This is a genomic window from Leisingera sp. NJS201 (assembly GCF_004535885.1).
In the GTDB taxonomy this organism is placed as follows: domain Bacteria; phylum Pseudomonadota; class Alphaproteobacteria; order Rhodobacterales; family Rhodobacteraceae; genus Leisingera.
Genome location: NZ_CP038234.1, coordinates 1,040,657 through 1,067,056 on the forward strand (window position 1 = coordinate 1,040,657; position 26,400 = coordinate 1,067,056).

The window sequence follows — 26,400 nt, forward strand, 5'->3', positions numbered from 1 at the left end:
GGCCATTCCGGCCTCAGCGCGACGCGGTTTCCTGCATCTTGAAAACCGTATCTAGGACAAGCGCGGCAGGGTCAAGGTTCACCGCCTGCCCGTGGCGGGCGCGGGCGGTCACTTCTGCTGCGAGGTCAGCCCAGGCGCGCGCCTTGCGCGTGTCAGGCGACAGCCGCGACAGCATCGCTGCCTCCTGCGGTGCTGCTTCCGGCGCTGGCGGCGCACCGGTGGCGCCTGTACGCGCGAGCCGGGCCAGCGCCATCTCAGTCAGCGTGAGCAGCAGTTCAAAACGCGCGGATGCCCCGCGCTGAGCGGCCGCTTCGGCCAGTGCCATGGCGCGCTGGCGGTCCAGCTGCGGCATGGAAGCAAGGATCTGCACCAGCTCGGCATAGATCCTGAGTCCGCCAAGATTGATCAGCCGCAGCGCAGCACCCACGGAACCGCCGGCCAAAGCGGCGAGATTTTCCATGTTCTGAGGCAGTTCCACGCCGGATTGCGCCAGCGCAGCCTCCATATCCGGAGCTGACAAAGGCCCCAGCCGCAAGGTGCGGCAGCGCGAACGGATGGTGGGCAGCAGCCGCGAAGGCTGGTGCGAGATCAGCAAAATCGTGGTGCGGGCCGGCGGCTCCTCCAGCATCTTCAGCAGCGCGTTGGCAGCGCTGATGTTCATATCGTCGGCGGCGTCCACAATGACCACCCGGCGCCCGCCGTCCGTCGCCGACAGGCCGAAGAAGCGGTTCAGCTTGCGGATATCGTCCACCACAATCTGGCTGCGCAGCTTGCCCTTGTCGTCATAAGAGCGGGTGATCGGCGCCAGACCCGGTTCCGCCAGCGCCTGAATACGGTGCGAGACCGGGTGTTCGGGATCTATGTCCAATGTCTGCGGCGGGGGCGGGGCGCCGAACAGGCCTTCCTCCGCCGGGGGGGTGGCCAGCAGAAAACGGGCTATCCGCCAGGCCAGCGTGGCCTTGCCGACACCTTGCGGGCCGGTCAGCAGCCAGCCGTGGTGCAGCCGGCCGGAGGTGTAGGCGGTCAGAAAATCCTGTTCCGCCGCGTCCTGGCCGATCAGCTGCTGGGTTTCGCGCGGATGCGGGGCGCCTTCGGCCTGATCTGCGCGCGGCAGGTTGTCATCGGTGCTCATACCCGGGATCCTTCCAAGGCCGCATCCGCCAGCCGGCGCACATCTGCGGCAACGGCCTCCACCGGGCGGGCGCCATTGACAACCCGGAAGCGGTCCGCAAACTCCTGCGCCAGCGCCAGGAAGCCCGCGCGCATCTTCTCCTGCAGCCCGATGCCGAAATCCTCAAAGCGTTCTTCCTTGCCCTGCCGCCCCCTGGCACGGGCAAGGCCTGTGGACGGGTCCATGTCGATAAGCAGGGTCAGGTCCGGCTCGCGTGTGATCATCAGCTTGTGCATCTGGTCCACTGCCGCACGCAAATCACCGCGGGACAACCCCTGATACATTCGCGTGCTGTCTGCAAAACGGTCGCAGATCACCACCTTGCCCGCCGTCAGAGCAGGCTCAATGGTGCGCTCCAGATGGTCGCGCCGCGCTGCCATGAACAACAGCAGTTCAGTTTCAGCCGACCAGCGGTCGGGATCACCTTCCAGCACCAGGCGGCGGATTTCCTCGGCGCCGGGAGAGCCGCCCGGCTCGCGTGTCAGCACAACGTCGCGGCCTGCGTCGCGCAAGGTTTCCGCCAGCAAGCGGCACTGCGTTGATTTCCCGGACCCGTCGATGCCTTCAAAGGTGATGAACAGGCCGCGCCCTGCGCCAGCCGTCACAGCGCCCCCTCGGGACCGGTCAGAAACTGCTTGATCAGCACCTGTGCCGCGGTTTTCACACGGACTACAAAACCGCCGGCGGGTACGTCAGCTTCGGCCACCAGCGGCAGCCGGACCTCCGGCAGCTCCTCGGGCTGCAAAACCAATTCTGCCAGGCGCTGGCCCTTCGCGACCGGCGCCTCGATCGGGCCGTTATAGACAACTTCGCCTTGAATGGTCTTGGCCGACAGCGACGGCAGCAGGATCTCCAGATCCTTGGCCGGCACCAGCCCTACCGATTGCTCGGCCCCGCGCCAAATTTCGGCTTCGGCGATGGCGACGCCCTCCTGGGCAACGGTTTTTTTGGTAAATTGGCGAAACGACCAGTTAACCAGGGCCTCGGCCTCCTCTGCGCGCCCGCGCTCGCTGTCCAGCCCGGAGACCACAAAGATCACCCGCCGGTCGCCCTGCTGGGCAGAGCCGACCAGGCCATAGCCTGCTTCTTCGGTATGGCCTGTCTTCAGCCCGTCCGCGCCGATGCCCAGCTTCAGCAGCGGATTGCGGTTGCGGATGTTGGACGGCGCACGGCCATCGAATTCGAACTTGGTTTCGGCAAACAGCGGGTAATATTCCGGGAAGTCCTCTATCATCCGCTCGGCCAGAATTGCCAGATCATGCACCGACATCCGGTGCCCGGCAGCAGGCCAGCCGTTGGAGTTGGCAAAGGTCGAGGCGGTCATGCCCAGATCCTGGCCGCGCTTGGTCATATAGCGGGCAAAGCCGGCCTCGGTTCCGTCCGGGCTCAACGCCTCGGCGATCACCACACAGGCGTCATTGCCGGACAGCACGATGATGCCGCGCAACAGGTCCTCAACCCGCACCCGGTCCTGGGTGTCCAGGAACATGGTGGAGCCTTTGTAGCTCATCGCGTGCTCGCTGACCGGCAGCGTCTCGTCCAGCGTCAGCCGCCCGTCGCGCAGGGCCTCAAACGCCACATACAGCGTCATCAGCTTGGACATCGAGGCAGGCGGCAGCGGCACATCGGCGTTCTTGGACAGAAGCACCGTGTCGGTGCCTGCGTCCAGAACATAGGCGGCGCGCGCTTTGGTATCAAAGGCGGCGGCCGGCAGCGCCGGCAGGCTGACCGCCAGTCCCGCGGCCAAAGCCAGCTGCAGCGAAGAGATCAGAGTGCGCCCCTGGCGCTTGGCGCCGGGATCAATTGGTGACAGCATAGGCATCCGCAAATCCGGTTTCCTTTACGCTTTTCAACAGCTGGCTGCGTTCAGTCTTGTTCTGCGCCGGGCCAACCAGAACCCGCCAGAACGCTTTGCCGCTGGAGGCTTGCTCGCGCACCACTGGCACCATGCCGGCGCTGCGCATCATGTTGGCCGTCCGTTTGGCATTGGCTTCAACGCTGAAGATGCCGATCTGGATGTAGGGTTTGTCCAGGGTGGATTTTTGCGCGCTGGCTGCCGGCGCGGCAGCAGGCTTTGCCTGTGCGGGCGCTGTTTGCGCCGGAACGGCCGGGGCAGAGGCTTCAATCGCGGCGGCGGCGCCGGCAATCGGTTCCAGCGGTGTTTCAGAGATTTCCTGTCCGGCGGCTGCGGCCAGCACCGCGGCAGGATCCGCCTCCGCCTCGGCCTCTGCCGCAGGCAGCTCAGCTGTCTGATCTTCAGCCGGGGGCTCGTTGCTGACTTCTTCGCGCCGCAGGGCGGTGACGTTCAGCTCAGCCGGGGCGCCAGCCAGCATTCCCAGCGCGGCGGCCGCGTCGGAGGACACTTGCAGCCGCGGACCCGGTATTTCCCGTTCGCGCCGGAACAGGGCGCCGATCACAAACTGGCCATTGGCATTGTTGCGGATGATCACCCGCTCCGGGTCCTTGGTGTCGGGATGCGCGACCCAGACCCCGCCGATCGACGGGCGCCCGTCCCACAGCCCCGCTTCGGTCACTTGGAACACATCAGGGGCTTCCACGTCGCGCTCGACCAGCTTGGTGCTGCTGGAGGCCTGAACCTCCCCCCGGCTTTGGCTTTGGGCTGCAAAAAGGCCAGTTTCGGACCGTCTTCACAGCCTGCCATCAACAGCAGGCCCAAGACCGCCGCGGCAATCCGCGGGCCGTCTTTGCTGTCGACATGGTGTCTTTCATGCTCTCATCCTTGCCTGTGCCCGCGGCGCTTTTGCGCCCCCGCCGGAATGCCCGGTCTTCTTGATTTGGCGGCATGATAGCCTGCGCATACGGCCATGAAAACCCTGACGGGCCGCGGTACAAGGGAAACCCGCAAGGACGGCATGAATCCGCGCGGCCGGGGCAGGGCTGAGATTTCCCTTGCGCTGTGGATTTCCCCTTGCCTCATCCGGTTTTGCGTCCTAAACCGCTGAACGGACCGGGGAGGTGGCAGAGTGGTCGAATGCGGCGGTCTTGAAAACCGTTGAACGTGAGAGCGTTCCCAGGGTTCGAATCCCTGTCTCCCCGCCACTCAATCCTGCAGCCGCCTCCATACCCTGTCTCCTTCTCAGGAAGGCATTCGTCTCCTAGGTCTTGCGCAGCAGGTAGATGTCCATGATCCAGCCATGCTCGGCCCGTGCCTTGGCGCGGGTTTCAATGATCTGCTCCGCAACCTCCGCCAGCGGGCCGGCAACGGAAATCTGGTTTTCCATGCCCGCGTAGGCGGTCCAGAAGATTTCCACCCCCTGCGCATCAATGGACTGGAACGAACATTCCCCGTCCAGCATGACCACCAGCGTATTCGCGCTGTCCGGCCAGCCGGCCTCGCGCAATTGCCGCCCGGTGGTGATGGTGAAGGGGGCGCCGATCTCATTCACGGGAATCGCGTGCGCCGCGGTCAGCGCCTGGACCGAGGTGATGCCGGGGATCACGGTCAGTTTGATGTCCGCCTGGGTCTTCAGCCGCTCGGCGATCCGCATGGTGCTGTCATACAGCGACGGATCGCCCCAGACCAGAAACCCGGCCTTGCCGCCCGCAGGCAGATTGGCGGTGATGGTCTGCCACCAGATCCCGGCAATGGCGTCGTGCCAGTCATCCACCCGCTGGCGGTAGCTTTGGGTGGCCTCGTCGCGGACCGGCAGGGCGAATTCGACAATCTTCGGGCCATCGCCCTTGAATGCCCGGTTGCAGATTGCGCGCCGCAGGCCGGCCAGATCGTCCTTGCCGGCACCTTTGTTGGGGATCAGGATCAGGTCCTGCGCATTCAGCGCGTCGATCGCCTGCAGCGTCATGTGCTGCGGGTTGCCGGTGCCGATGCCGATCAGGCTAAGCTCTATCATGGCTGTGTCTTTCTCAAGGTCCGGTCTCATTCCGGCTCTGCCAGCGGGCCGTAAAGGATCAGCACCGGCGCAGAGGTTTTCATCTCCCGCAGCAGGCCGGGCAGCTCGCCCACAGTGTGGCGGTGCAGCGACTGTTCCGGCGTCGAGACGCCAAGCGCCACCAGCGCCGGTGTGGCGTCCGGCAGGCCGGCTTCCATCAGCTTTTCCGACAGGTCGGCAAAGGTGCGCTTGCCCATATACACAACCGTGGTGGCTTCGCCATCTGCAAGGGCTGCCATGTTCAGGTCATCCGGCAAGCCGCCGGTCACGTCATGGCCGGTGATGAATTGCAGCCGCCGTGCCGTCTTGCGCCGGGTGAGCGGGATGTTTGCCGCCGCCGCCGCCGCCGAGGCTGCGGTCACTCCGGGCACGATCTCAAACGCTATGCCTGCTTCGCGCAGCGCTGTCATTTCCTCCTCAAGCCGGCCGAAAACGCCCGCGTCGCCCGACTTCAGCCGCACCACATTGAGACCGGAAGAGGCATAATCCACCAAAAGCCGGCTCACATGGTCCTGTTTGGGCGAGGGGCGGCCGGCGCGTTTGCCCACACCCACCAGATCGGCGTCTTCGCGGGCATGGCTCAGGATCGGCCCCGACGACAGATCGTCAAACAGCACCGCATCCGCCGCCTCCAGCCGTTTGACCGCCTTCACGGTCAGCAGCTCCGGATCGCCGGGGCCGGAAGAGACAAAGCTGACAAAGCCGCTCATGCCTGCTCTCCGGTGATCAGGTGAAAGAAGGTGCCGGTGACATTGCCTTTGATCGAGCCGGTCTCGGGCACTGGCCCGCCGTCAGCATCCATGACGTTGGCCAAGGGCGCGTCGGGTTCTTCCAGAATGGTGGAATAGTGGAATTCATGGCCGCGCAGCGCAGTACCTGCGTCAAAGCCCGGCATGCCCGCCTGCAGGATCGCCCGGCGGTAGCCGAGGTGGAACTTGCGCTTTTCGTAAGAGGTCACAAGACCCAGAAGGCCCAGCATCCGGTGGCGGTTGCCTTCCTTGTCGATCAGCGCCTCGCCCAAGGCCATGTAGCCGCCGCATTCGCCATGCACCGGCTTGCTCTGCGCGTGTTTGCGAAGCCCTGCGCGAAAAGTCTCTGCCGCCGCCAGTGTGCCGCCGTGCAGTTCCGGATAGCCGCCGGGCAGCCAGACCAGATCGGCGTCCGCAGCGGGCGCCTCATCCGCGAGCGGCGAGAACGGCAGGATTTCTGCCCCCGCCGCGCGCCAGCCGGTCAGCAGATGCGGGTAAGTAAAGGAAAACGCCGCATCCCGTGCCAGCGCAATCCGCTGTGCGGGCGGCTGGGGCAGGCTGGCCGGTGCAGGCGCCTGACCGGCCAGGGCTGCAGCCTTGATTGCCTCCAGATCGACATTCTCGCGCAGAAACGCCGCATAGCCTGCAATCGCCGCTTCCAGATCGGGATGCTCCACCGCCTGGATCAGCCCCAAATGCCGCTCCGGCAGCGCCAGATCGCCGCGCCGGGGCAGGGATCCCAGCACCTTGATGCCGGCCTTTTCCATCCCCAGACGGGTCAGCCGCTCATGCCGCGGGCTGGCCACCCGGTTCAGAATGACCCCGGCAAAGGGCACTTCGGTGTCATAATTCTTAAAACCCAAAGCGGTGGCCGCTGCCGATTGCGCCTGTCCGCCCACATCCACCACCAGCACCACTGGCCAGCCCATGCGCTTGGCGGTCTCGGCAGAGGAGCCGAAACCCGACTGCCCGCGCGTGGCAACACCGTCATAAAGCCCCATCGAGCCTTCACCGATGCAGATTTCAGCACCCGCCGCCTGACTGGTGACCGCATCCAGCAGGCGTGCGTCCATCGCCCAGGTGTCGAGGTTGAAGCTGGGCCGCTTGGCCGCTGCCAGATGGAAAGCCGGGTCAATATAGTCCGGCCCGCTCTTGTAGGGCTGCACCGCAAGGCCGTCTTCGGCCAGGGCACGCAGCAGGCCCAGCATCACGGTGGTCTTGCCGGTGCCCGAAGAGGGCGCCGAGATCATCAATCCGGGAGGGTTCATATCTGTCATGGTCTCAATCGTCCCCTCAATCGTCGCCATGGGTCCAGCTCGACCACGGGCTTTCGGCGCTTTGCGGCCGGTAGCGGCGATCGTATTCGGTGGCGTACAGACAGCTCTCGTCAAAACCTTCGCCCTTCAGCACCGGTCCCACCAGGATCAGCGCAGTGCGCGAAATCTTCTCGTCCAGCGAGGCCTTCAGGGTTTCCAGTGTCGCCCGGATGATCTGCTGATCCGGCCAGCTGGCGCGGTAGACCACGGCCACCGGGCAGTCCGCGCCGTAGTGGGGCGTCAGGCTGTCCACCACATGGTCCAGATTGCCGATCGACAGGTGGATCGCCAGCGTGGTGCCGGTCCGCGCGAAATTCTCCAGCGACTCGCCCGCAGGCATCGAGGACGCCCGCCCCGGTGTCCGTGTCAGGACCACCGACTGGCCAAGGCCGGGCAGTGTCAGCTCGGTCCCCAGCGCCGCAGCCGCCGCGGCAAAGGACGGAACACCGGGGGTGACGCTGACTGGAATGCCCACGGCCTTCAGCCGCCGGATCTGCTCACCCATTGCGGACCACACCGACAGATCGCCGGAATGCAGCCGTGCCACATCCTGGCCTGCCGCATGCGCCGCTTTGATTTCACCCACAATGGCGTCCAGATCCATCGCCGCGGTGTTCACCACCTTGGCGTCCGCCGGGCAGTGACTCAGGATTTCCTCCGGCACCAGCGAACCCGCGTACAGGCACACCGGGCAGGAAGCGAGGATATCGCGCCCGCGCAGGGTCAGAAGATCGGCAGCGCCCGGTCCGGCGCCAATAAAGTGAACGGTCATGGCTCAAGTCTCTCTGCTATGGCCGCGGTGGCAAGCCCATCCGCGGTGACAACTCTGGGGCGAGCAGGCGTGATTTTGCGCCCGCTGCCCCATGGCGCGCGCCGGCCAGCGCCGCGGCTTCCGCCAGCGACCCGGTGCCGAACCGCGCCTTGATCCGGGGCGAGCAGGTCAGCGTCTGCTCCCCGGCAATATCCTGCTCCTGCAATGTGATCACCGGCAGGCCGATGGTTTGGGCAAACGCTTGCATGACGGGCGCACCGGCTTTCTCCGCAACCGAAGCCAGCGCATCCACCCGCTCACCGGTCAGCGCCAGCGCGGCCTGCAAATCCGCCGCTGTGGCGGCGGCGCGAAAGCCGATCCCCGCCACTTTCATCGCGTGACGCTCCACTGAATAACGGGCCGCGCCCGTCGCCAGTCGCGCATGGATCCCAGCGGCCCGGCCTCGGCGATCTCGGCCTTCAGCAGATGACCGCCGCGCAGCCCATGGGCCTGCATCAGCAGGGTTTCCGTTTCCAACGTGACACCATTGGCCACCAGCCGGGTGCCTTCGGGCAGGATGTCCCACAAGTGGTCCAGCAGCGCCTGCGAGCCGCCACCACCGATAAATACACAATCGGGCAGCGGCTGGTTCTTCAGTACATCCGGCGCTTTGCCCAGCACAGCCTGCATCCGGTGGTCCAGCCCGAACGCCGCCGCATTGGCGTGGATGTTTGCCAGCCGACTCTCGCGCGGCTCGAACGTGACGGCCTGCGCCCCCGGCGCCGCCAGACACCACTCGACAGAGATTGAACCGGAGCCGCCGCCAATATCCCACAGCAATTCACCGCTGCGCGGTGCCAGCGCCGACAGGGTCAGCGCCCGCACCGGCCGCTTGGTGATCTGCCCGTCGCTGGCGAAATGTGCCTCCGCCAGACCCGAAGCCTGCGGCAGCCCGGGCCGCATGGCCTCGATGGCCATAAGGACCGGAGCCCCCCCCGGCGCCAAATCCCAGCGTTCAGCTGTGGTGCGGTGCAAGCGTTCCCTGGGGCCGCCCAGTCGTTCCATCACACACAGCTGCGCATCCGGCTGGCCATTCGCAACCAGCCAGGCCGCCAATTCCGCAGGCGCCGCCCCATCCCGCAGGGTGCAGATCACCCGCACACCCCGGCCCAGCAGTGGCAGCAGCCGCGTGTAAGGTGCTGCATGCAACCCCAGGCACAGGACCTCTTCCAGCTTCCAGCCCAGCCGGTTTGCCGCCAGCGCAAAACACGATGGCGCCGGGTGCGACACCCATTCACCCGCCTCCAGATCCCGCATCAGCGAGCCACCAGCGCCATGCCAGAATGGATCACCCGAAGCCAGCACAGCGACACGCCGTCCGCGTGCGGCCAGGACGGGTTCAGTGGAAAACGGCACCGGCCAGGGCTGCCCTTTGGCGCCAGCCTCCACCAGCTCCAGGTGCCTTGGGCCGCCAACGATAACTTCGGCCCCGGCCAGCGCCTTACGGCTTGCATCATTCAGGCCTTCCAGTCCATTTTCGCCCAGACCGATGATCGTTAGCCACTGTCTCAAAGGGCCATCAGACATGACACGCATCCTTCTTCTGGGCGGCACCACCGAGGCCTCGGCCCTGGCCAAGATCCTCGCCGAGGGCGGCGCGGATGCGGTGTTTTCTTATGCGGGGCGCACCGCCAAGCCGGTCAGCCAGCCGCTGCCCACCCGCGTCGGCGGTTTCGGCGGCGTGGAAGGGCTGTCTGCCTATCTGAAGGCCGAAAGCATCACCCAAGTGGTGGATGCCACCCATCCGTTTGCTGCACAGATGAGCACCAATGCGGTTCACGCGTGCACGGCGGCAGGCACGCGCCTGTGTGCTTTTGAACGCCCGGCCTGGCAGGCTGGCGAAGGCGACAACTGGATCCATGCCAACAGCATCGACGAGGCCGTAAATGCTCTGCCCATGGCAGCGGCGCGGGTGTTTCTGGCGATCGGCAAGCAGAACCTGACCCAGTTCGCAGCCAAGCCCCAGCACCACTATCTGCTGCGGCTGGTGGATGCGCCGGAGGCCCCTCTGCCGCTGACGCATGCCACTGTCGAAATCGCCCGTGGGCCGTTTGATGCGGCGGGCGACACCGCCCTGATGCAGCGCCATGGTATCACTCATGTTGTGGCGAAAAACGCTGGCGGCGCGGGCGCGGCGGCCAAGCTCACTGCCGCGCGCGACCTCGGCCTGCCGGTCATCATGATCGGCAGACCACAGGTGCCCGTGCGGCCCATAAAGGGCAGCGTGGCAGAGGTTATGGCCTGGCTGTCCCATTCCCCCGCTTAACCCTCAGCTGCGTAGCGGGGGTGTAGACATAATTGCCGACCCGCCGCGTGTCGCGGTTCCCGACAATCACCACGGTGCGCATGTCGGCCATCTCGGGTGTTGCATCCTTCAGCGGCACCGTCAGTAGCTCTTGCCCCGGCTTGGTCACATCACGGGCAAAGGTGATCAGCGTCTCCGCGCCGCAGGCTTCGCGCAGGATTTCCAAAGCGCGGGCAAACTGATGCGGCCGCGACTTCGAGCGCGGGTTGTAAAACGCCATCGCCAGACCAGCCTCACCGACCAGCTGCAGACGCTTCTCAATCAGGCTCCAGGGTTTCAGGTTGTCGCTGAGGTTGATGGCGGCAAAATCATGCCCCAAGGGCGCGCCAATGGCGGCCGCGGCAGCCAGCATGGCGGTGATTCCGGGCAGCACCTTGATTTCCAGATCCAGCCACTCGGGGTGGGCTTCCGCACTGTTTTCCAGCGCCTCGAACACGGCAGAGGCCATCGCGAAGACCCCCGGATCGCCGGAGGAAACCACGACAACGCGCTTGCCTTCGGCGGCCATCTCCAGCGCATGGGTGGCGCGGTCGACCTCGACCCGGTTGTCACTGGCGTGCAGGGTCAGCCCCTCACGCGGCTCGATGCGTTTTACATAGGGAATATAGCCAACGATATCAGTAGCTTCGTCAATGGCATCGCGGACTTCCTGCGTCACCAGCGCGTCGTTTCCGGGGCCGAGGCCGGCAATCACCACCCAACCGTTTTGCGATAGTTTCATGGCCGGCGCCCCTGTCCGTGAACCAATACGATGGAGAAGTAAGGCACCTCACCGTCGATCTCCGACAGCTTCTGCACAGTCTGCCCCGGCATGGTGCCGCGTTCAACCAGCCAGGCGTCATCTGCGCGGCCCGCACGCTCCAGCGCGCGGCGCAGCTTGGGCAGGTTGCGGCCGATTTTCATGACGACCAGCGCGTCGGTTTCCGCTGCGCGTTTGGCCAGCTCATCCTCGCTGAGGGTCGCCATTGCCACGGTCAGCACATCGTCCCCCCAGGTAATCGGCTGGCCGGAGGCGGTCCAGCAGCCGGACATGCCGGTGATGCCGGGGATAATCTCCTGCGCGGCGCGGCCCTGCAGGCGGGTGTAGAGATGCATATAAGAGCCATAAAGGAACGGATCGCCCTCACAGAGCACCACCACGTCCTCGCCTTTGGCAATCTCGGCCAGAGTGTCTGCCCACTGATCATAAAACTCCGACAGAACCCGGTTGTACTCGGGGTCCGAGAAATGGATCTCGGTCGTCACCGGGTATTCCATCGCGTGTTCGGTGACCCCGTCTGCCAGCATCCCCTCGACAATGGCGCGGGCCTGGCCCTGACGGCCGGCTTTGCGGAAATAGGCGATGTGGCGCGCGCCGGAGATCACCCGGTGCGAGCGGACGCTCATCAGGTCGGGATCCCCGGGGCCAAGCCCGGCGCAGATGACTTTACCCTTGGAAACGGTCATGGGTTACTCTTTCCAGCTCGCCAGCGCGTTGACGGCGGCGACGGTGATTGCGGAGCCGCCAAGGCGGCCTTTGACGATCATTGACGGCACCGGCAGGTCCTGCATCAGCGCATCCTTGGATTCCATAGCGCCGACAAAACCCACCGGGCAGCCGATGATCGCGGCAGGGCGGGGGCAGGCGGGGTCTTGCAGCATATTCAGCAGATGGAACAGCGCGGTAGGGGCGTTGCCGATGGCGACCACGGCGCCTTCCAGTTTAGGGCGCCACAGTTCCAGCGCCGCCGCCGAGCGGGTGTTGGACATCTCCTTGGCCATCTCAGGCACCTTGGGGTCGCGCAGGGTGCAGATCACCTCGTTGTCCGCGGGCAGGCGCGGGCGGGTGATGCCTTCGCTGACCATATAGGCGTCGCACAGGATCGGCGCGCCTTTGGCAAGTGCTGCGCGGGCGGTCTCGGCCATGCCGTCGGAAAAGCGCACGTGTTCCTCCAGACCCACCATGCCAGCGGCGTGGATCATGCGCACGACGACGCTTTCCTCGTCCTTGTTGAAGCGGGCCAGATCGGCCTCGCGGCGGATGGTGGCAAAGCTTTCGGCGTAGATCGCCGCGCCGTTGGTTTCATAGGTGTGGCGCATGTCAGCTGCCCTCTGTCAGAAGTTCGGGAGCGGCGCGCAAGGCATCGGCGCTCAGGTGGGTCTTTAGCGGCTGATCCGCGGCGGTGCCATGGCGGATCAGGGAGAAGTCGTCGTGACCGGTTGCGGTCAGGGTGAGCTGCGCCGGACCGGGACTGGCACAGCCCTTGGCGCAGCCGGATATATGCAGGCGGGTCCCCGCGGGGACATGCGGCGCTAAGTCCCGTGCGAGATCGCGGGTGGAAGACAGCGCCTGCAGGCAGCCGGGTGCGCCGGTGCAGGCGATGACTTGCAGGCGCGGATCCGTTGCATCCAGGATCAGGCCGGGCAGGGGCGGCAGGCTGGCGGCTCCTTCCACCAGCAGCGCGCGCCAGGGGGTCAGGCGGATTTCGCCGTGATCCGCAAGGTCTGCCAATGTGGCGGCGGGCATCTGGCCGAATTCCAAAGCGGCGAGTGTCCCCGCGGGGACAGCGCCCGGTTTTGCGGTGAATCCGGCCCCTGCCACCGGTGCGGCATGCGCCGCCGGCGGCCCGCGGCGCGCGATGAGACGGTGCATCCTGCCACGGCCTTCGGGCGCGCCGCCTTGTTTCAGGAACCAGCGGGCAAGGGCGAGGGCTTCGGCAACGGCGGATTCACGTGTGACGGGCAGGCCGGTGCCGCAACCGTCGGCGCGCAGGATGAGGGCCCCGCCTGTGCGCTCAACGCGGATGTCGGCGGCGGTGTCCCGCAGGACCGGCGCCGCGCCGCAGTCGACAGCAAAGCCGAACTTGCCGGGCAGGGTGAGGTCTGCGGCGGCGGTCAGTGCGGCGCTGAGATCAGTGGCGATGGCGTGGGTGTCGTCGCCCGTTGCCCAAAAAGGGGCGAGGAGGACATTGCGGCGGGCTTCGGCGCTAGCGTCCGGGTCGATCAGGCCAAGATCGCGCAAGGCTTCGATCAGCTCTGCGTGGGCGTCTTCGCGGATGCCGCGCATCTGCAGGTTGGCGCGGGCGGAAATGTCCAGCAGGCCGTTGCCGAACTCTTGCGAAAGTCTTGCCACACCGCGCGCCTGGGTTACGGACAGTTTACCAAGCGGTGCGCGCACCCGCACCACCAGCCCGTCGCCGGACATCATCGGCCGCAGCGCGCCGGGGCACCAGCCGTAGACCTTGGGTTCGGGCGCGCCGCTCATGCCGCGCCCTCCAGCTCTGCCATGATCGAGTTGCGCCGGGTGCTCCAGAGGCCTGCGTCGAACAGGGCGCGGAAGCGGTCGCGCATGGCGGCGAGGGCTTCGGGGTTTTCGCGCTCCATAAAGTCGACCAGATCATCGCGGCCCAGCGTTGCCTCGAAATAGAGGTCAAACAGATGCGGCTGCACCACCTGCGCCAAATGGGCAAATGCGGCCATGTGGTCGAGAGTTGCCGCAACCTCTGCCGCGCCGCGGAAACCGTGGTTCATCATCGAAGTGGCCCAGTCCGGGTTGGCGGCGCGGGCGCGGGTGACGCGGGCGATTTCCTCGCCCAAGCTGCGCGCCTGCGGCTTGTCCGGGCGGGTCGCGTCCATGTGGTAGAGAGCGGGCGCCTTCTGGCCGATGCGGGCCATTGCGGCAGCAAAGCCCGCCTCATGCGCGGCATAGTCAGACGCGACCAGCAGGTCGGTTTCCGGTAGGTCCTGCAAATGCACAAAGCTGTCGGCGCCTTGCAGGCGGGTCTCCAGTGCCTCGCGGGCGTCGCTTATGGCGCCCTTGGCGTCGATGGCGTGGGAGGAGGCGTTGAGCCAGGCCTCGCCTGCGGCAGCGCGGGCCTCGTCGGTGTAGTCGTCCAGATGCGGGTTCATCGAAAGGCCGTACTGGCCCGGCTTGGGCCGAAAACGCGCGGGATTTCGGTGAGATAGGGGTTGTCCGTTTGCGCTTCCTCGCGCTGGGCGAGGGCGGCGGCGGCACTTTCGAACATTTGCGCCAGCCCGGGGAACACGTCGCGGAACAAGCCGGAGACCCGCAGGGTCACATCAATGCGGGGGCGGTTCAGCATTGAGAGCGGCAGCACCTCGAAGCCGGAGACGCGCTCGGAGTTTTCATCCCATTTCGGGGTGAGCCCTGCGAGGTGCAGGGCCATGGCGAATTCCTCGCCTGCGGTGCGCATAGTGGCGGAGCCCCAGAGGTCGATCACCAGCCCCTTGGGCCAGTCGCCGTGGTCCTGAAGGTGGCGGCGCAGCAGCTCTTCCGCCAGCTTGACCCCTTGTGCATGCGCCGCCCGCGACGGCACCGCCCGCGGATCGGTGGTAAAGAGGTTGCGCCCCGTCGGGATCACATCGGCGCGGCCGCGGAACGGCGAGCCGGAGGGGCCGGGCGTTACGATCCGGCCATCAAGGGCGGTGATCAGCCCTGCGCGTTCCTCAGCCCCGCATTGGCCGGTGCCGAAGATATGCAGGCCCTCGCCGTACTGGCTTTCCTTGATGTCGCAAACAAAGGCGTCGATGCGGGTGATCGCCTCGGCGGGGGAGGTGCCGGGAGTGAGGCCAAGGTCAGCCTCGACGCCGGTGCCTTGCGCCTCGGCGCGGATGTCGCCGATCAGCCGGTCGCGGCGGGCCGGATCAAGGCCGTCGGCGGTGGAGTATTCGTCGAGCAGGCTTTCAAGACGCGCCATGCCCTCAGGCAGGGTGGTTTGTGCCAGTGGCGGGGCAGGTGGCCGATGGTGACGGCGCCGATGCGGCGCTTGGCCTGTGCTGCCTCGCCCGGGTCGTTGACGATGAAGGGGTAGGCGACGGGCAGCGGGCCGGTCAGGACTTCGGGCCAGCACGCGCCGGAGAGGGCAACCGCCTTGCCTGGAAGCCATTCCAGTGTGCCGTGGGCGCCGATGTGGATGAGGGCGTCAGTCTGGGTGCGCAGCCACAGGTAAAACGCCACATAGGCGTGGCGCGGGGTGCGGTCGAGGTCGTGGTAATCATCGACGCGGGTCTTTACTTCGCCGCGTTCGGGTTGCAGCGCGATCAGGGCCTTGCCTGCGCGCAGGGCCTTGAAATGAAAAGCGCCATCGCGGAAATCTGCGTCTTTTTCCGGGCTGCCCCAGGCCTCGCTCAGGGTGTCCTGCAGCTCTTGCGGCAGGGTGGCGAGGGCTTGATGGTAGTCCTCCAGCGGAACGCTGAGGGTCTCTTTCATCAGCCGCAGGCCGGTGTTCTCCTGCGGCTCGACCGTATAGCCTTGATCCCAGAGCGCGCGCAGGATCTCGTCGCAGGAGGCCAGCGCGTCGAGGCCGACGGCATGGGCGAGGTTGTGGTCTCTGCCGGGTAGGTGGAGAGGATCAGAGCGAGGCGTTTCTCTGCATTCGGCAGTTTTGCCAGCCGCAGCCAGCCGTCGACGCGGTCAACAGCGGCTGTTACGCGGTCCGCATCGGCGCGGTGGGCAAAGCGGGAATACTGCAGGTCCGGGTCTTTCCGGCCTGGGGATTTGAAGCTGATAACGCCTGCGAAAATGCGGCCGTCGACTTCGGGCAGGACGACATGCATGGCGAGGTCAGCAGGCGACAGACCCCGGTCGGCCTCGGCCCAGTCTTTCTTGCGGGCGGTGGAGAGGGCGACCTGGAACACCGGGCAGCCGGTGGTTGAAAGCGGCGAGGCGCTGCCGTCGGTGCCTTGGGCGGAAAACGCAGTGGCGTTGACGATCGCGGCAGGGTTCAGTTCGGGGAGCCTCTCGCGCAGCCAGTCTGCGGCGGCGGGGGCCTTGAGGCTGGCGGCAAAGAGACCATAGGCAGCATAGCCGCGGGCGCGCAGATCTGCGATCAGCGCATCCACCGGGGCGGTGTCGGCGGCGGTGAGGTAGGAACGGTAGAAGCTGACCAGAACCAGCGGTTTGTCAGGTGCCGGAAGGTTGGCCAGCACGCCTTTGGCTGGGTCGTAAAAGCCATGCTGCGGCATGGATTTGAGGCCCAGAACCGGGCCGGCATAAAGCCCTGCAGCGAGGGACAGCTGGGCCAGAGCGGCCTGTGCAGCAACGGCGCCGCCAGCGTCGCACAGCGCCTGAAGGCGGCGCAGGGTGGAGACCGGCAGGGTGGACAGCTCATCCAGCCGGGCATCCTCGCGCCCGTCAGCAGGCAGGATCGCCAGGGCAATGCCCTTGCGGCGGGCGAGGTCCTGCAGGGTGGCAAGCCCGTAGGACCAATAGCTTTCGCCGCCGATCAGGCGGACCAGGATGCCCTTGGCGCCCTCCAGCGTCTGTTCTGCATAGACGTCAACCGAGAGCGGGTGTTTGAGCGCGACCAGATTGGCGACGCGCAAGGAGGGCAGCGCGCCGTCCGCGCGGTGCCATCCCGCCGCAAAAGCGCCCAGATCGCTGTCGGAGAAGGACAGCACCACAAGATCGCCGGGCGTCTGCCCGAGGTCCTGCGGGGTATCGGTCTCGTCAAGGCCGTGGCTTTCGCGGAAGACAACATGCATGGGTCAGGCCCTTTCGGAAAGAAGAGCAGAGGGCAGTGCCCGGCCTCGGGAAGAAGCGAAGCGCCCTCCCGTGGGGGAGGTCGGGCGCTGCCCGGCGTTGCCGCCGGGCGAAACCTTTAAAGTTTCGCCTTGGGGCATCAGCTTCAGGCCCCCAGCTCGGCGCGGATGGCCTGTTCGTCGATATCGTCATGCTCGGCGATGACCACCAGAGCGGTCTTGCGCGGCTGCGCGCCCCATGGCTGATCGTATTGGGCGCGCAGGCGCTCGCCCACGGCCTGAACCAGCATCCGCATCGGTTTTCCTTCCACCGCGACATAGCCTTTGACGCGCAGGATGTTGCGCTCGCGGGCGAGTTTCACGATGGCATTCTGCAGCGCTTCGGGGTCGGAGACTTCGCCCATTTCGACAACGATGCTTTCAAAATCGTCATGCTCGTGGTCGTGGTGGCCGTCGTGGTGGCTGGGGCGGGCGTCCAGATCGTCTTCGGCAGCAGCACCCAGACCCAGGATGATGCGCGGGTCGATGACGCCTTCGCTCATCGGCAGGATCGGCAGCTTGCGCGGGGCTTCGGCTTCGATCACCGCGCGGGCCTTCTCGACGCCTGCGTCGCCGGCCAGATCGGCCTTGGACAACAGCACGATGTCAGCGCAGGAGATCTGGTCCTCGAACACTTCGGACAGCGGCGTTTCGTGGTCGATGCTGTCATCCGCCTCGCGCTGGGCCTGAACGGCGTCCAGATCAGGGGCGAACTGGCCTTTGGCAACCGCCTCGGCGTCCGCCAGGGCAATCACCCCGTCGACAGTGATGCGGGAGCGGATCGCGGGCCAGTCAAACGCCTTCAACAGCGGTTTCGGCAGGGCCAGGCCAGAGGTCTCGATCACGATATGGTCGGGTTTTTCGGGCAGGGCCATCAGCTGTTCGATGGTGGGGATGAAGTCATCGGCCACGGTGCAGCAGATGCAGCCGTTGGCCAGTTCCATGATGTTTTCCGCCGGGCAGTTGTCATCGGCGCAGGATTTCAGGATGTCGCCGTCCACGCCGGCAGTGCCGAATTCGTTCACCACCACGGCCAGGCGCTTACCCTGCGGGTTCTGCATCAGGTGGCGGATCAGCGTGGTTTTACCTGCGCCCAGAAAACCGGTGATGACGGTGACGGGGATCTTGTTGAGATCGCTCATGATTACTCCTCGGAGAAGAACTTGGCCGGCGGGATGCGGGCAACGGATTGTTTGCGGAAGGTCTGCGGGCGCTGGCGCCACGGCACGACTCCATCAGCGGTGCCGGCATAAGCCGCAGCACCTTCCAGAATTTCGGGGACATGCTGGTCCGGGTCGAGGTCGCCGTAGACATAAGTCCAGCGTTCTTCGCCGCCGATCAGCGCAACAGCGCAGCCGCGCTTGCACGACGACAGGCATTCGACGCCACGCAGACGGACGCCTTCGGGCATTCCGGCTTCTTCCAAGGCTGCATGCAGGATGGCGCCGGGGCGTGCTGCCTCGGGGTCGGCGCCCTCGCGGCGGCAGGTGAGGCAAACGGTCAGGGTGACCGGTCCCGGGGTGCTGGCAGATTGGCCTGCCATGTCGTCAGCCATTGGCGCGTCTCCTGTCGCGGCAGGGCGTGCGGGATGGCCGAAAAGGGGCCAGTCGTGCGAGCCCCTTACCCGGTCGCAGAACACCCCGTCTGCCCGTTGATCTCTCCTTCGCTGGCAGGTCTCCCGGCTTGCGGATGCCAAGGCGTGCGCCTTGCCGGCCATCCTGCCTTCCCGGGGATCACCCAGTGGCATGGCGGCCTCATCCGGTCACGGTCGCGGGGGCGGCTGTGCTTCGGCCCGAAAGCCTTCACATTCCCTCTTCGCCTGTTTTCACAGGAACCAGCTGAACCCCCTTGCGCTATCGTGCCCTTCTTTGTCAAGACATGGGTCAAACAGCTGGAGAGCCCCAATGAGCGAAAAGTCTGAAACCGGCATCTCAGAAGAAGAAGCCGCCCGTCATACGTCCAAGATGGCCAAGAAAAAGGCCGCGCGCGACCGGATGATGAAGACCAAGGAGGGCGAAAAGGGCCTGATTATCGTCCACACCGGGCCGGGCAAGGGCAAATCCTCCTCCGGGTTCGGGATGATCATGCGCTGCATCGCGCATGGGATGCCGTCAGCCGTGGTGCAGTTCATCAAGGGCGCCTGGCAGACCGGCGAGCGGACATTGATCGAGGAGAATTTCAGCGATCGGTGCCAGTTCTACGCAATGGGCGAAGGCTTTACCTGGGAGACCCAGGACAAGGCCCGCGACATTGCCGCCGCGCAGAAGGGCTGGGAAAAGGCCAAGGAGATGATCCTGGATGAGCGCAACACCATGGTGCTGCTGGACGAGATCAACATTGCGCTGCGCTATGACTATCTGGACCTCGAAGAAGTGCTGGAGTTCCTGGTGGAGCAGAAGCCGCCGATGACCCATGTAGTGCTGACCGGGCGCAACGCCAAGGAAGAGCTGATCGAGATTGCCGATCTGGTGACCGAGATGGGGCAGGTCAAACACCCGTTCCGCGCCGGTGTGAAGGCGCAGAAGGGCGTGGAGTTTTAAGACGCTTTCAGAATGTCCCGCCCGGCCGATAGGCCGGGCCGCGCCAACCCGCCCCCACGGGGCGGCGCGATTGCGCCTCCCCTCGGGTTGGCCCGTCCCTTAGCTCTAAGCCGCCAGCCTGGCGGCTTTCTTGCTGATATAGGCATCCACTGCCGCGCGCTGCGCCTCGTCCAGCCGCAGGCCCAGCTTGGTGCGCCGCCACAGGTAGTCGTCGCCTGACCGCACCCATTCGCGGGCTATCGCCCAGTTGAGTTCCTGCGCGGTGATGGTTGCGCCAAAATCCCGCCCCAGATCACCGGCGGATTTGACGTCCCCTAGCACGTCCCAGGCTTCGGTGCCGTAAGCACGGATCATCCGGGCGGTCCAATAGGGCGTCAGGAACGGATAATCTGCCGCCAGTTTGGTTTGCAGTTTTTCCACATCCGCCACCGCAAAATCACCGCCGGGCAGGGCCACGCCTGCGGTCCAGTCAGACGGCACATGCGGGAACACCTCGCCGATTTTCGCCAGCGCGGCCTCGGCCAGCTTGCGGTAGGTGGTGATCTTGCCGCCAAAGACATTCAGCAGCGGCGCCTGCGCGCGGTCTAGCGTCAGCACATATTCGCGGGTGGCCGCAGTGGCCGAGCTGGCGCCGTCGTCATAGAGCGGGCGCACGCCGGAGTAGGTCCAGACGATGTCTTCGCGGCTGAGCGGCTGTTCGAAGTATTGCGATGCGAAATCAACCAGATAGTCCTGCTCGGCCTCGGTGCAGTGCGGTTTGGTTTCCGGATCGGGATGGTCGGCGTCCGTTGTGCCGATCAGGGTGAAATCCGTCTCGTATGGAATCGCAAAGATGATCCGCCCGTCGGTGCCCTGGAAGAAGTAGCAGCGGCCATGGTCGAACAATTTCGGCACCACGATATGGCTGCCGCGCACCAGGCGGACGTTTTCGCGGCTGTTCTGGCCCAGCTTCTGGTGCAGCACGTCGGCTACCCACGGCCCGCCGGCGTTGACCAGTATTTTTGCGCGGTGCTGCTGCTCGGCGCCGGTGGCGTGATCCTTGGTGCGGATCACCCAATGGTCTGCAAGGCGTTCGGCTGAAACTACCTCGGTCCGGGTCAGGATTTCGGCACCGCGGGCCTGCGCATCGCGGGCGTTCAGTACCACCAGGCGGGCGTCTTCGATCCAGCAGTCGGAGTATTCGAACGCGGTCTGAAACTTGTCCTTCAGCGGCCTGCCTGCGGGGTCGTGCGACAGGTCCAGTTTCGCGGTGCCGGGCAGGATGCCGCGTTTGCCCAAGGAGTCATACAGAAACAGCCCCAGCCGGATCAGCCATGCGGGGCGGCGACCCTTCATCCAGGGCATGAAGGTCGTCAGCAGCTTGGACGTCGGTGTTTCGCTGTCAAACCGCATGTCCTTGTGGAACGGCAGAACAAACCGCATCGGCCAGGAGATATGCGGCATCGCCTTCAGCAGTACTTCGCGCTCGATCAGCGCCTCACGCACCAGGCGGAATTCAAAGTATTCCAGATAGCGCAAACCGCCGTGGAACAGTTTGGTCGAGGCCGAGGAGGTGGCGGAGGCAAGGTCGTTCATTTCGGCCAATGTAACCGACAGGCCGCGGCCGGCGGCGTCGCGGGCGATGCCGCAGCCGTTGATGCCGCCGCCGATGATGAAAAGGTCCGTAACAGGCGTGTCAGTCATTTTCGTTGCTTTCGTTTTGTCCTGCGGTCAGGATCCGGGTGCCGGCGGCCTGCGCGGCCTCGGCAAATTCTGCGGGAACCGGGCGGTCGGTTATGACGATATCCAGATCGGAGACATCGCAAATACGCACCGGGGCGGAGCGGGCGAACTTGCTGCCGTCGCAGACCAGCACCTTTTGCCGGGCGTTCTTGAGGATGGCGCGGGCGACCGAAACCTCTCGGGCGTCATGGTCCATCACGGCGCCGTCGGGATCCAGTGCCGAGGCGCCGATGACGGCGAAATCGACCTTGTAGCGGGACAGGAATTCAACCGCATCCTCGCCCACAATAGCGCCGTCGTTTTGCCGCACTGTGCCGCCGACCAGGATCAATTCCTTGGCCTGACCGCCCATCATCAAGTTGATAATGTTGATATTATTGGAAATCACCGTCAGGCCGCTGTGGCCGGAAAGCGCCCGCGCTACCTGTTCGGTCGAAGTGCCGATGTTAAGGGTGAGGGAGCAATTGTCGGGGATCAGCTCAGCCGCCAGTGCGGCCATCGCCAGCTTGTTGCCCGCGTTCAGCTTGCGCCGGTCCTCGTATCCCTGGCTGGCGGCAGAGCTTATCCGGACGGCACCGCCATGCACGCGGGACAAGGCGCCGCGCGCAGACAGGTCGCGCAGGTCTGCGCGGACCGTCTGTAAAGAGACGCCAAAGCGCTGGGACAGGTCGTCAACCTCGACCCGGTCCTGCCGGTTCAGCAAGGTGATGATTTCGCTCTGACGGGCCGTGGCATCCATTTGCTTTCCTTTCACCGCGATTCCATAGCGGAGTACGGGTGAAATGTCACCTTTTGTTTTCGTTATGAATTCTGTGATACGCAAAACGAAACGGCACGCGGTTGCGGGCACGCCGGGGCTGCTGTCAGCCAGGGTCTTCTCAGGTGAGCGGGATCAGGTGGTTGTCCCAGGCCAGATCCGACCGGTGCAGCGGATGTTTGCCGGATGCTGAAACCCCGAAAAACTGCCCGCCGCCAGTGCTTGCGGTAAAGCCTGCATCGGACATTGCAAGGCCGCAGACATCCGTCATGCGGTGCTCCTGCAGCAGATCCCCGGTTCCGGTATCCATTACCTGCAGCACCCCGCCGCGCGGAGAGGTGACACCGATCTGCGCTCCGTCCGCTGAGAAGGCGACGGAACCGCCATAGCCATTGAGGTTCAACACCCGCGGGTCGCCATCGGCCATCAGGCGGGGCGGGCTGCCGGGCTGGTGCAGGCCCACGATAGGCAGGGCCTCGCCCGGATCCCCTGCCATTGCATGGCAAAACCAACGGTGCCGTTAGCACGCATGGCGAGGTGACGGATGGAATTCAGGTGCAGCGCTTGCGGCAGTTCCATCTGCTCCTGCAGGGTGCCGTCAAAGCCCAAGTAGCTGAGGTTCGGGCGCATGTCCGGGAGGTTCAGCTTGGCGCGGCCGCTATCAGGGTGGGTCTCAATGCCGCCATTGGCAATGACCAGTCCCGGCGCGTCCCGGCGCAGCAGCATTTCGTGCGGGCCAATGCCGCCGGAGGCGAAGGCGGTAATGCGTTTGTAGCCGTCCGTTGCGTCCCAAACGCCGACCACACCGCGCGCATTCCAGAAATCGTTTTCCGTGGTGAACAGGCGGCTGCCATCGGGGAGAATGTGCCGTGGCCATAGAAATGGTGCCCCGCAGGCGGCTCCAGCCGGGCGAGGGCGGTGCCCGTGCGGCAGTCGATCACATCGGCAAAGCGGCCGGGGCGGCGGGCAAAGGCGACGGCTTCGGGCCGGACCGGATGCGCCGCGGCGGCGTGGCCGCGGGCAGGCAAAGGGTGACGGAACAGGATTTCGCCGTCTTCTGTAAGACCCGCAAGCAGGAAGGCGCCGCTGGCGTCCTTGCCGGCAGACAGAAAAGCGGGGCTGCCGGCGTTGGCCCAACTGGCCTGCGGGGCAAGGCCTGTGGCCAGAAGACCGGCCAGAAAGCCGCGGCGGGTGGCCATATCAATCGCCGTCCAGGGAATTAAAGCCTGCCGCAACACCCAGGGCCGGCCCCAGTTCGCCGGTCACCAGCGCGCGCAGGTTCTTGATCTCCTGCTGCAGGGATTCGATGCGGAAGCGGCTGGCGGGATCCGCCACGCCGGCAAAGACCGGATCGTTCAGGGTCCCGGCCTTCTTGCGGGCTTTGGCAAAAGCGGCAGTGATCTTGGCTTGCAGGTCCTCGCGGCTGTCTGCCAGCGCCAGGGCCAACGGTTCCAGCGCGTTCAGCGACACCTGCACATGGCGCAGGCTGCGCCCCGAGCGGCGGGCCTCGGCGCGGTTGGGACGCGGGCGGTCAAAGGTGCCAAGCGGGCGGCCCAGGCGCATGTCGTCCAGCACTTGCAGCCCGGTGGTGAGCGCCTTGAGCAGCTCCTGGGTGATTTCCTCGTCGCTTTGGTAGCGGCTGGCGGGGCTGTGCATTTCGGCGGCGTAGGTCTGTTCCCAATCCACTTTGATGGACTGGGTTGTGGCTGCGATGTCGATGCTGATGGCGCGGGTCAGGGCGCAGCGGTAGTCTGCGCTGCCGGTGGTGGAAAGCTGCGGATCATACAGCAGGTATTCCAGCGCATAAAAGCCGCGGGACGCGATGGAGTAGCTGGCGAATTGCGCCGGGTCAGAGATGCCGGGGTCTTCGCTGCGGATCAGATTCCCAAGTGCCTTGGGCGTTTTGCTGCGGCTGTCGGGCCAGAAAGCCAGCGCAAAGGCGCGGCTGTCTGTTTCGGTTGGACCAAAGCGGTAATGGCTGGCGGCGATCCAGGCATCGAAGGCATCGCTGTAAGCTGCGCGCAGGGGGGTGATTGCGGATTGCAATCTGCCTGTGCGGTTTCCGCTAGTGTTTGCGCGTCCTCTGCAAGTTCCTGAAAGGTCGGGAGGATCAGTTGATCGGTGATGCTGCCGGACAGCTCTGATGCGGCGGCAGGGGCTGCGGCCAGCGCAAAGGTCAGGACAAGGGGCAGGGCAAGGGGCAGGGACGGGGCAAAGGCGCGCATCAGAGGCTCTCCAGAAAGGCGATCAGGGCAGCGCGGTCTTCCGGCCGCAGCTTTACCACGCGGGTTTTGGCCGCCTCCGCTTCGCCGCCGTGCCACAGGACCGCCTCCAGCAGGGTGCGGGCGCGGCCGTCATGCAGGAAGGTGGCACGGGGCGAAACCTGCTGGGTGAGGCCGATACCCCAAAGCGGCGCTGTGCGCCATTCGCGCCCCGTTGCGCGGGCTTCGGGGCGGTTGTCGGCCAGGCCTTCGCCCATGTCGTGCAGCAATAGGTCGCTGTAGGGCCAGATCAGTTGAAAGCTTTGCTCGGGGCGGTCCTGCAGCCGGTGGGTCACGTGTTTCGGCACGTGGCAGGACGCACATCCGGTGTTGTAGAACACCTGCTTGCCGCGCAGCACCTGGGCGTCGCTGGTGTTGCGCCGTGCGGGAACGCCGAGGTTGCGGCTGTAGAAGGTGACCAGATCCATGTTCGGCTGGTCGATCTCGGTTTCACGGGAATCAGCGCCGCCATGCGGGGCGGATTGGCAGGCGGTTTGCAGATCGGTGCATTCGCCCGCATGGGCCGGGAACAGCGGGGTGGAGATGCCGATATCGCCGGAAAACGCACCGGCGGATTGTTCGTGGACGGTCGGCATTCCGGCCTTCAGGCCAAAGCGGCCCAGCATGACCCGGTTGAATTCGCGCGACCAGACCAGATTTGCTCGGCCGGAAATGCCATCGCCGTCGGTGTCTTCCTCATCCGCATGGGCAAGGATATCGGCGGCGGGGATCGCCTCCAGCAGGCCAAGGCCGATCATCGGCGGCGCGACGCGGGGTGACAGCATGGCGCCATCAGCCAATGGGCCGTAGCCGAGGTTTGCAGCCGTGTAGCCGGGACGGCGCAGGGTGGCCGTTTCACCGCCGTTCAGGGCAACCTCGAACTCCTCATACTCGACCTGCAGCTTGTACTCCGGCGCGATGCCGGGGCGGAGAAGTCCTGCAACTGGGAGCCATAATCCGGATCGGGCGCGGTGCCGATGTAGTCATGGACTTCCTGCAGTTCCGCCGGAACCGGGCCGGGAATGGAAACCCGCAGGAACATGGTGGTGGAGGCGTAATCCGGCTGCGCCACCACATGGCCGCGCCCGTCCTTCAAGTGGCAGCGCTGGCAGGAGCGCGCGTTATAGAGCGGGCCAAGCCCGTCGGACGCCTTGGTGGAAGATGGCGAGAACACCCAGATCTTCTTGAACAGCCCATTGCCCAGTTTGAACTCCAGTTCCTGCTCGAAGCTGAGGTTGGCAGAGTGCTGGGAGAACGCCTCGTCATCTTCCCTGGCGCGCACGGTGGCGGCGCCTGCGGGCAGGTCCTCGAAGCGTTCTGGTGCGGAGAAATCCGTGGCCGGTGCGGTGACGGCCTCAATCCGGGTGCGTTCGGCGTCAGTGCGGGGGAGGGGAGAGAGGTGCGGCTCTGCCTGATACTGGCTGGCCAGGTCCAGCGCCGCAACGGGGGTGGCCGCCGCAAATGCGGCAGCCAGAAACAGTTTAGTCTTCGATCTCTGCCATCTTGGTGGCGTTGAGCTGGGCATAGTTTTCGGCGCCGATCCGGTCGTGCAGTTCAAGCTGCGTTTCGAGGAAATCAATGTGGCCTTCTTCATCCGCCATCAAGTCTTCAAACAGCTTTTGCGTGACGTAGTCACCCGCTTTGTTGCAGGCGTCGCGGGCTTCCTTGTAAAGCGCGCGGGCGTCCACTTCGGCGGCAAGGTCGCATTCGAGGGTTTCTTTCGGGGTCTGGCCGATCCGCAGCGGGTCAAGCTTCTGCAGGTTCGGATGGCCGCCGAGGAACAGAATCCTTTCAATCAATTTGTCCGCGTGCTCCATCTCTTCGATGGATTCTTCGCGGCTTTTCTTGGCCATGCTGCCCAGGCCCCAATCGTCTTGCAGCCGGTAATGCAGCCAGTACTGGCTGACCGCTGTCAGCTCATGTCGCAATGCTTTGTTGAGATAGTCGATGACCTTGGCGTCGCCCTGCATATTCACTCTCCTGAATTCGGCCTGCGCCTAAATTCTGAAGCTGCGCAGGGACTTCCAGATTAGCATTCGCGCGCATGGTGTCGAGGAAAAGCGGCATGCATCCGCCGCAATCAGCGGTTTTCCCCAAGGCGTGATAGATCTTGCCAGGGGTGATTATCGTTTCGGGATCGGCATTTCGCATCCAGTCGATGGCTGCGCGGATGTCGTGGTCCGAGATCTGTGTGCAGTGGCAAACGATCATGCTGCTCGCGTCCTTGCCCGGTGGCGCCAAGGCCAAGTGATTCCGTTGGGAAATATATCCGACAGAATTACTGGGTTTTCAAGGGTATCCAGAGTAAAATACTTGGGAATATGTACCGGGCGGGACCCGG

General features: G+C 65.2%; 22 protein-coding genes, 1 tRNA gene, 4 pseudogenes and 1 riboswitch. Of the genes and pseudogenes, 3 read left to right on the forward strand and 24 right to left on the reverse strand.

Translation table 11 applies throughout. From position 1 onward, the window contains the following. Window positions 1-13: 13 nt before the first annotated feature. From ETW23_RS05015 to ETW23_RS05030, 4 genes are read right to left on the reverse strand one after another with little or no spacing between them, the layout of a single operon-like run. Window positions 14-1,132: a DNA polymerase III subunit delta' gene (locus tag ETW23_RS05015; RefSeq protein WP_134829319.1), complete on the reverse strand. Its 1,119-nt coding sequence runs from the start codon at window positions 1,130-1,132 to the stop codon at window positions 14-16. Next, window positions 1,129-1,776 (reverse strand): dTMP kinase, encoded by a 648-nt coding sequence (tmk, locus tag ETW23_RS05020; RefSeq protein ID WP_134829320.1) that lies wholly within the window; start codon window positions 1,774-1,776, stop codon window positions 1,129-1,131. The genes ETW23_RS05015 and tmk overlap by 4 nt, the downstream gene beginning before the upstream one ends. Further along, the gene (locus ETW23_RS05025) at window positions 1,773-2,987 is read right to left on the reverse strand and encodes a D-alanyl-D-alanine carboxypeptidase family protein (protein ID WP_134831263.1); all 1,215 of its coding nucleotides are present in this window, start codon (window positions 2,985-2,987) and stop codon (window positions 1,773-1,775) included. The genes tmk and ETW23_RS05025 overlap by 4 nt, the downstream gene beginning before the upstream one ends. After that, complete coding sequence (locus tag ETW23_RS05030; RefSeq protein WP_368075876.1) at window positions 2,971-3,729, reverse strand: SPOR domain-containing protein; 759 nt, start codon at window positions 3,727-3,729, stop codon at window positions 2,971-2,973. The genes ETW23_RS05025 and ETW23_RS05030 overlap by 17 nt, the downstream gene beginning before the upstream one ends. 412 nt (window positions 3,730-4,141) lie before the next feature. Here ETW23_RS05030 and ETW23_RS05035 point away from each other — a divergent pair. Beyond that, a tRNA-Ser gene (locus ETW23_RS05035) sits at window positions 4,142-4,231 on the forward strand. A gap of 56 nt (window positions 4,232-4,287) precedes the next feature. Here ETW23_RS05035 and cobF read toward each other — a convergent pair. The 6 genes and pseudogenes from cobF to cbiE all read right to left on the reverse strand — a co-directional run bounded on the left by cobF (window position 4,288) and on the right by cbiE (window position 9,482). Next, window positions 4,288-5,040 carry a precorrin-6A synthase (deacetylating) gene (gene cobF / locus ETW23_RS05040; RefSeq protein ID WP_134831264.1) on the reverse strand — a complete coding sequence of 251 codons (753 nt, stop codon included), beginning with the start codon at window positions 5,038-5,040 and terminating at the stop codon, window positions 4,288-4,290. 26 nt (window positions 5,041-5,066) lie between these two features. Continuing rightward, the gene (gene cobA, locus ETW23_RS05045) at window positions 5,067-5,789 is read right to left on the reverse strand and encodes a uroporphyrinogen-III C-methyltransferase (protein ID WP_129371646.1); all 723 of its coding nucleotides are present in this window, start codon (window positions 5,787-5,789) and stop codon (window positions 5,067-5,069) included. Next, complete coding sequence (locus ETW23_RS05050; RefSeq protein ID WP_129372935.1) at window positions 5,786-7,105, reverse strand: cobyrinate a,c-diamide synthase; 1,320 nt, start codon at window positions 7,103-7,105, stop codon at window positions 5,786-5,788. Before ETW23_RS05050 ends, cobA begins: the two co-directional genes overlap by 4 nt. A 16-nt stretch (window positions 7,106-7,121) precedes the next feature. After that, complete coding sequence (cobM, locus tag ETW23_RS05055; RefSeq protein ID WP_134829321.1) at window positions 7,122-7,916, reverse strand: precorrin-4 C(11)-methyltransferase; 795 nt, start codon at window positions 7,914-7,916, stop codon at window positions 7,122-7,124. Further along, window positions 7,913-8,289, reverse strand: a pseudogene (locus ETW23_RS05060) (cobalamin biosynthesis protein). The gene cobM and the pseudogene ETW23_RS05060 overlap by 4 nt, the downstream one beginning before the upstream one ends. Further along, entirely contained in the window at window positions 8,286-9,482 is a 1,197-nt protein-coding gene (gene cbiE, locus ETW23_RS05065) for a precorrin-6y C5,15-methyltransferase (decarboxylating) subunit CbiE (RefSeq protein ID WP_134829322.1), read from the reverse strand. Before cbiE ends, ETW23_RS05060 begins: the two are co-directional and overlap by 4 nt. Between cbiE and ETW23_RS05070 the strand changes: the two genes are divergently transcribed. Further along, window positions 9,481-10,221 (forward strand): cobalt-precorrin-6A reductase, encoded by a 741-nt coding sequence (locus ETW23_RS05070; RefSeq protein ID WP_134829323.1) that lies wholly within the window; start codon window positions 9,481-9,483, stop codon window positions 10,219-10,221. The two genes, cbiE and ETW23_RS05070, sit on opposite strands and share 2 nt — an antisense overlap. On the opposite strand, the gene cobJ is transcribed toward ETW23_RS05070, so the two are convergent. From cobJ to ETW23_RS05105, 7 genes and pseudogenes are all read right to left on the reverse strand, one after another. After that, window positions 10,190-10,981, reverse strand: coding sequence for a precorrin-3B C(17)-methyltransferase (cobJ, locus tag ETW23_RS05075; protein WP_134829324.1), 792 nt, complete (start codon window positions 10,979-10,981; stop codon window positions 10,190-10,192). The genes ETW23_RS05070 and cobJ overlap by 32 nt on opposite strands. After that, the gene (locus ETW23_RS05080) at window positions 10,978-11,706 is read right to left on the reverse strand and encodes a precorrin-2 C(20)-methyltransferase (protein WP_134829325.1); all 729 of its coding nucleotides are present in this window, start codon (window positions 11,704-11,706) and stop codon (window positions 10,978-10,980) included. The genes cobJ and ETW23_RS05080 overlap by 4 nt, the downstream gene beginning before the upstream one ends. A gap of 3 nt (window positions 11,707-11,709) precedes the next feature. Next, the gene (locus tag ETW23_RS05085; RefSeq protein ID WP_129371640.1) at window positions 11,710-12,339 is read right to left on the reverse strand and encodes a precorrin-8X methylmutase; all 630 of its coding nucleotides are present in this window, start codon (window positions 12,337-12,339) and stop codon (window positions 11,710-11,712) included. A 1-nt stretch (window position 12,340) separates the two neighbouring features. After that, on the reverse strand, window positions 12,341-13,504 hold the full coding sequence (gene cobG / locus ETW23_RS05090; RefSeq protein WP_134829326.1) for a precorrin-3B synthase: 1,164 nt from the start codon (window positions 13,502-13,504) through the stop codon (window positions 12,341-12,343). Continuing rightward, window positions 13,501-16,743: pseudogene (cobN, locus tag ETW23_RS05095) on the reverse strand (cobaltochelatase subunit CobN). The gene cobG and the pseudogene cobN overlap by 4 nt, the downstream one beginning before the upstream one ends. 143 nt (window positions 16,744-16,886) lie before the next feature. Then, on the reverse strand, window positions 16,887-17,921 hold the full coding sequence (gene cobW, locus ETW23_RS05100; RefSeq protein WP_134829327.1) for a cobalamin biosynthesis protein CobW: 1,035 nt from the start codon (window positions 17,919-17,921) through the stop codon (window positions 16,887-16,889). Window positions 17,922-17,923: 2 nt separating this feature from the next. Further along, window positions 17,924-18,334 (reverse strand): DUF1636 domain-containing protein, encoded by a 411-nt coding sequence (locus ETW23_RS05105; RefSeq protein ID WP_129371636.1) that lies wholly within the window; start codon window positions 18,332-18,334, stop codon window positions 17,924-17,926. 95 nt (window positions 18,335-18,429) lie between these two features. Continuing rightward, a riboswitch (cobalamin riboswitch) is annotated at window positions 18,430-18,633 on the reverse strand. A 50-nt stretch (window positions 18,634-18,683) separates the two neighbouring features. Here ETW23_RS05105 and cobO point away from each other — a divergent pair. Further along, window positions 18,684-19,319: a cob(I)yrinic acid a,c-diamide adenosyltransferase gene (cobO, locus tag ETW23_RS05110; protein ID WP_129371635.1), complete on the forward strand. Its 636-nt coding sequence runs from the start codon at window positions 18,684-18,686 to the stop codon at window positions 19,317-19,319. A 105-nt stretch (window positions 19,320-19,424) separates the two neighbouring features. Here cobO and glpD read toward each other — a convergent pair whose 3' ends face one another. From glpD to ETW23_RS05145, 7 genes and pseudogenes are all read right to left on the reverse strand, one after another. Beyond that, the gene (gene glpD, locus ETW23_RS05115) at window positions 19,425-21,002 is read right to left on the reverse strand and encodes a glycerol-3-phosphate dehydrogenase (protein ID WP_134829328.1); all 1,578 of its coding nucleotides are present in this window, start codon (window positions 21,000-21,002) and stop codon (window positions 19,425-19,427) included. After that, window positions 20,995-21,780, reverse strand: coding sequence for a DeoR/GlpR family DNA-binding transcription regulator (locus ETW23_RS05120; protein WP_134829329.1), 786 nt, complete (start codon window positions 21,778-21,780; stop codon window positions 20,995-20,997). Before ETW23_RS05120 ends, glpD begins: the two co-directional genes overlap by 8 nt. A 139-nt stretch (window positions 21,781-21,919) precedes the next feature. After that, window positions 21,920-22,997: pseudogene (locus ETW23_RS05125) on the reverse strand (DUF1513 domain-containing protein). Between the two features lies 1 nt (window position 22,998). Beyond that, the gene (locus ETW23_RS05130; RefSeq protein ID WP_254695152.1) at window positions 22,999-23,844 is read right to left on the reverse strand and encodes an imelysin family protein; all 846 of its coding nucleotides are present in this window, start codon (window positions 23,842-23,844) and stop codon (window positions 22,999-23,001) included. A gap of 178 nt (window positions 23,845-24,022) precedes the next feature. Then, window positions 24,023-25,584, reverse strand: a pseudogene (locus ETW23_RS05135) (di-heme oxidoredictase family protein). Next, window positions 25,541-26,029 carry a bacterioferritin gene (gene bfr / locus ETW23_RS05140; RefSeq protein WP_027259753.1) on the reverse strand — a complete coding sequence of 163 codons (489 nt, stop codon included), beginning with the start codon at window positions 26,027-26,029 and terminating at the stop codon, window positions 25,541-25,543. The pseudogene ETW23_RS05135 and the gene bfr overlap by 44 nt, the downstream one beginning before the upstream one ends. Beyond that, window positions 25,977-26,270 carry a bacterioferritin-associated ferredoxin gene (locus ETW23_RS05145; protein WP_129371629.1) on the reverse strand — a complete coding sequence of 98 codons (294 nt, stop codon included), beginning with the start codon at window positions 26,268-26,270 and terminating at the stop codon, window positions 25,977-25,979. The genes bfr and ETW23_RS05145 overlap by 53 nt, the downstream gene beginning before the upstream one ends. Window positions 26,271-26,400: the final 130 nt, after the last annotated feature.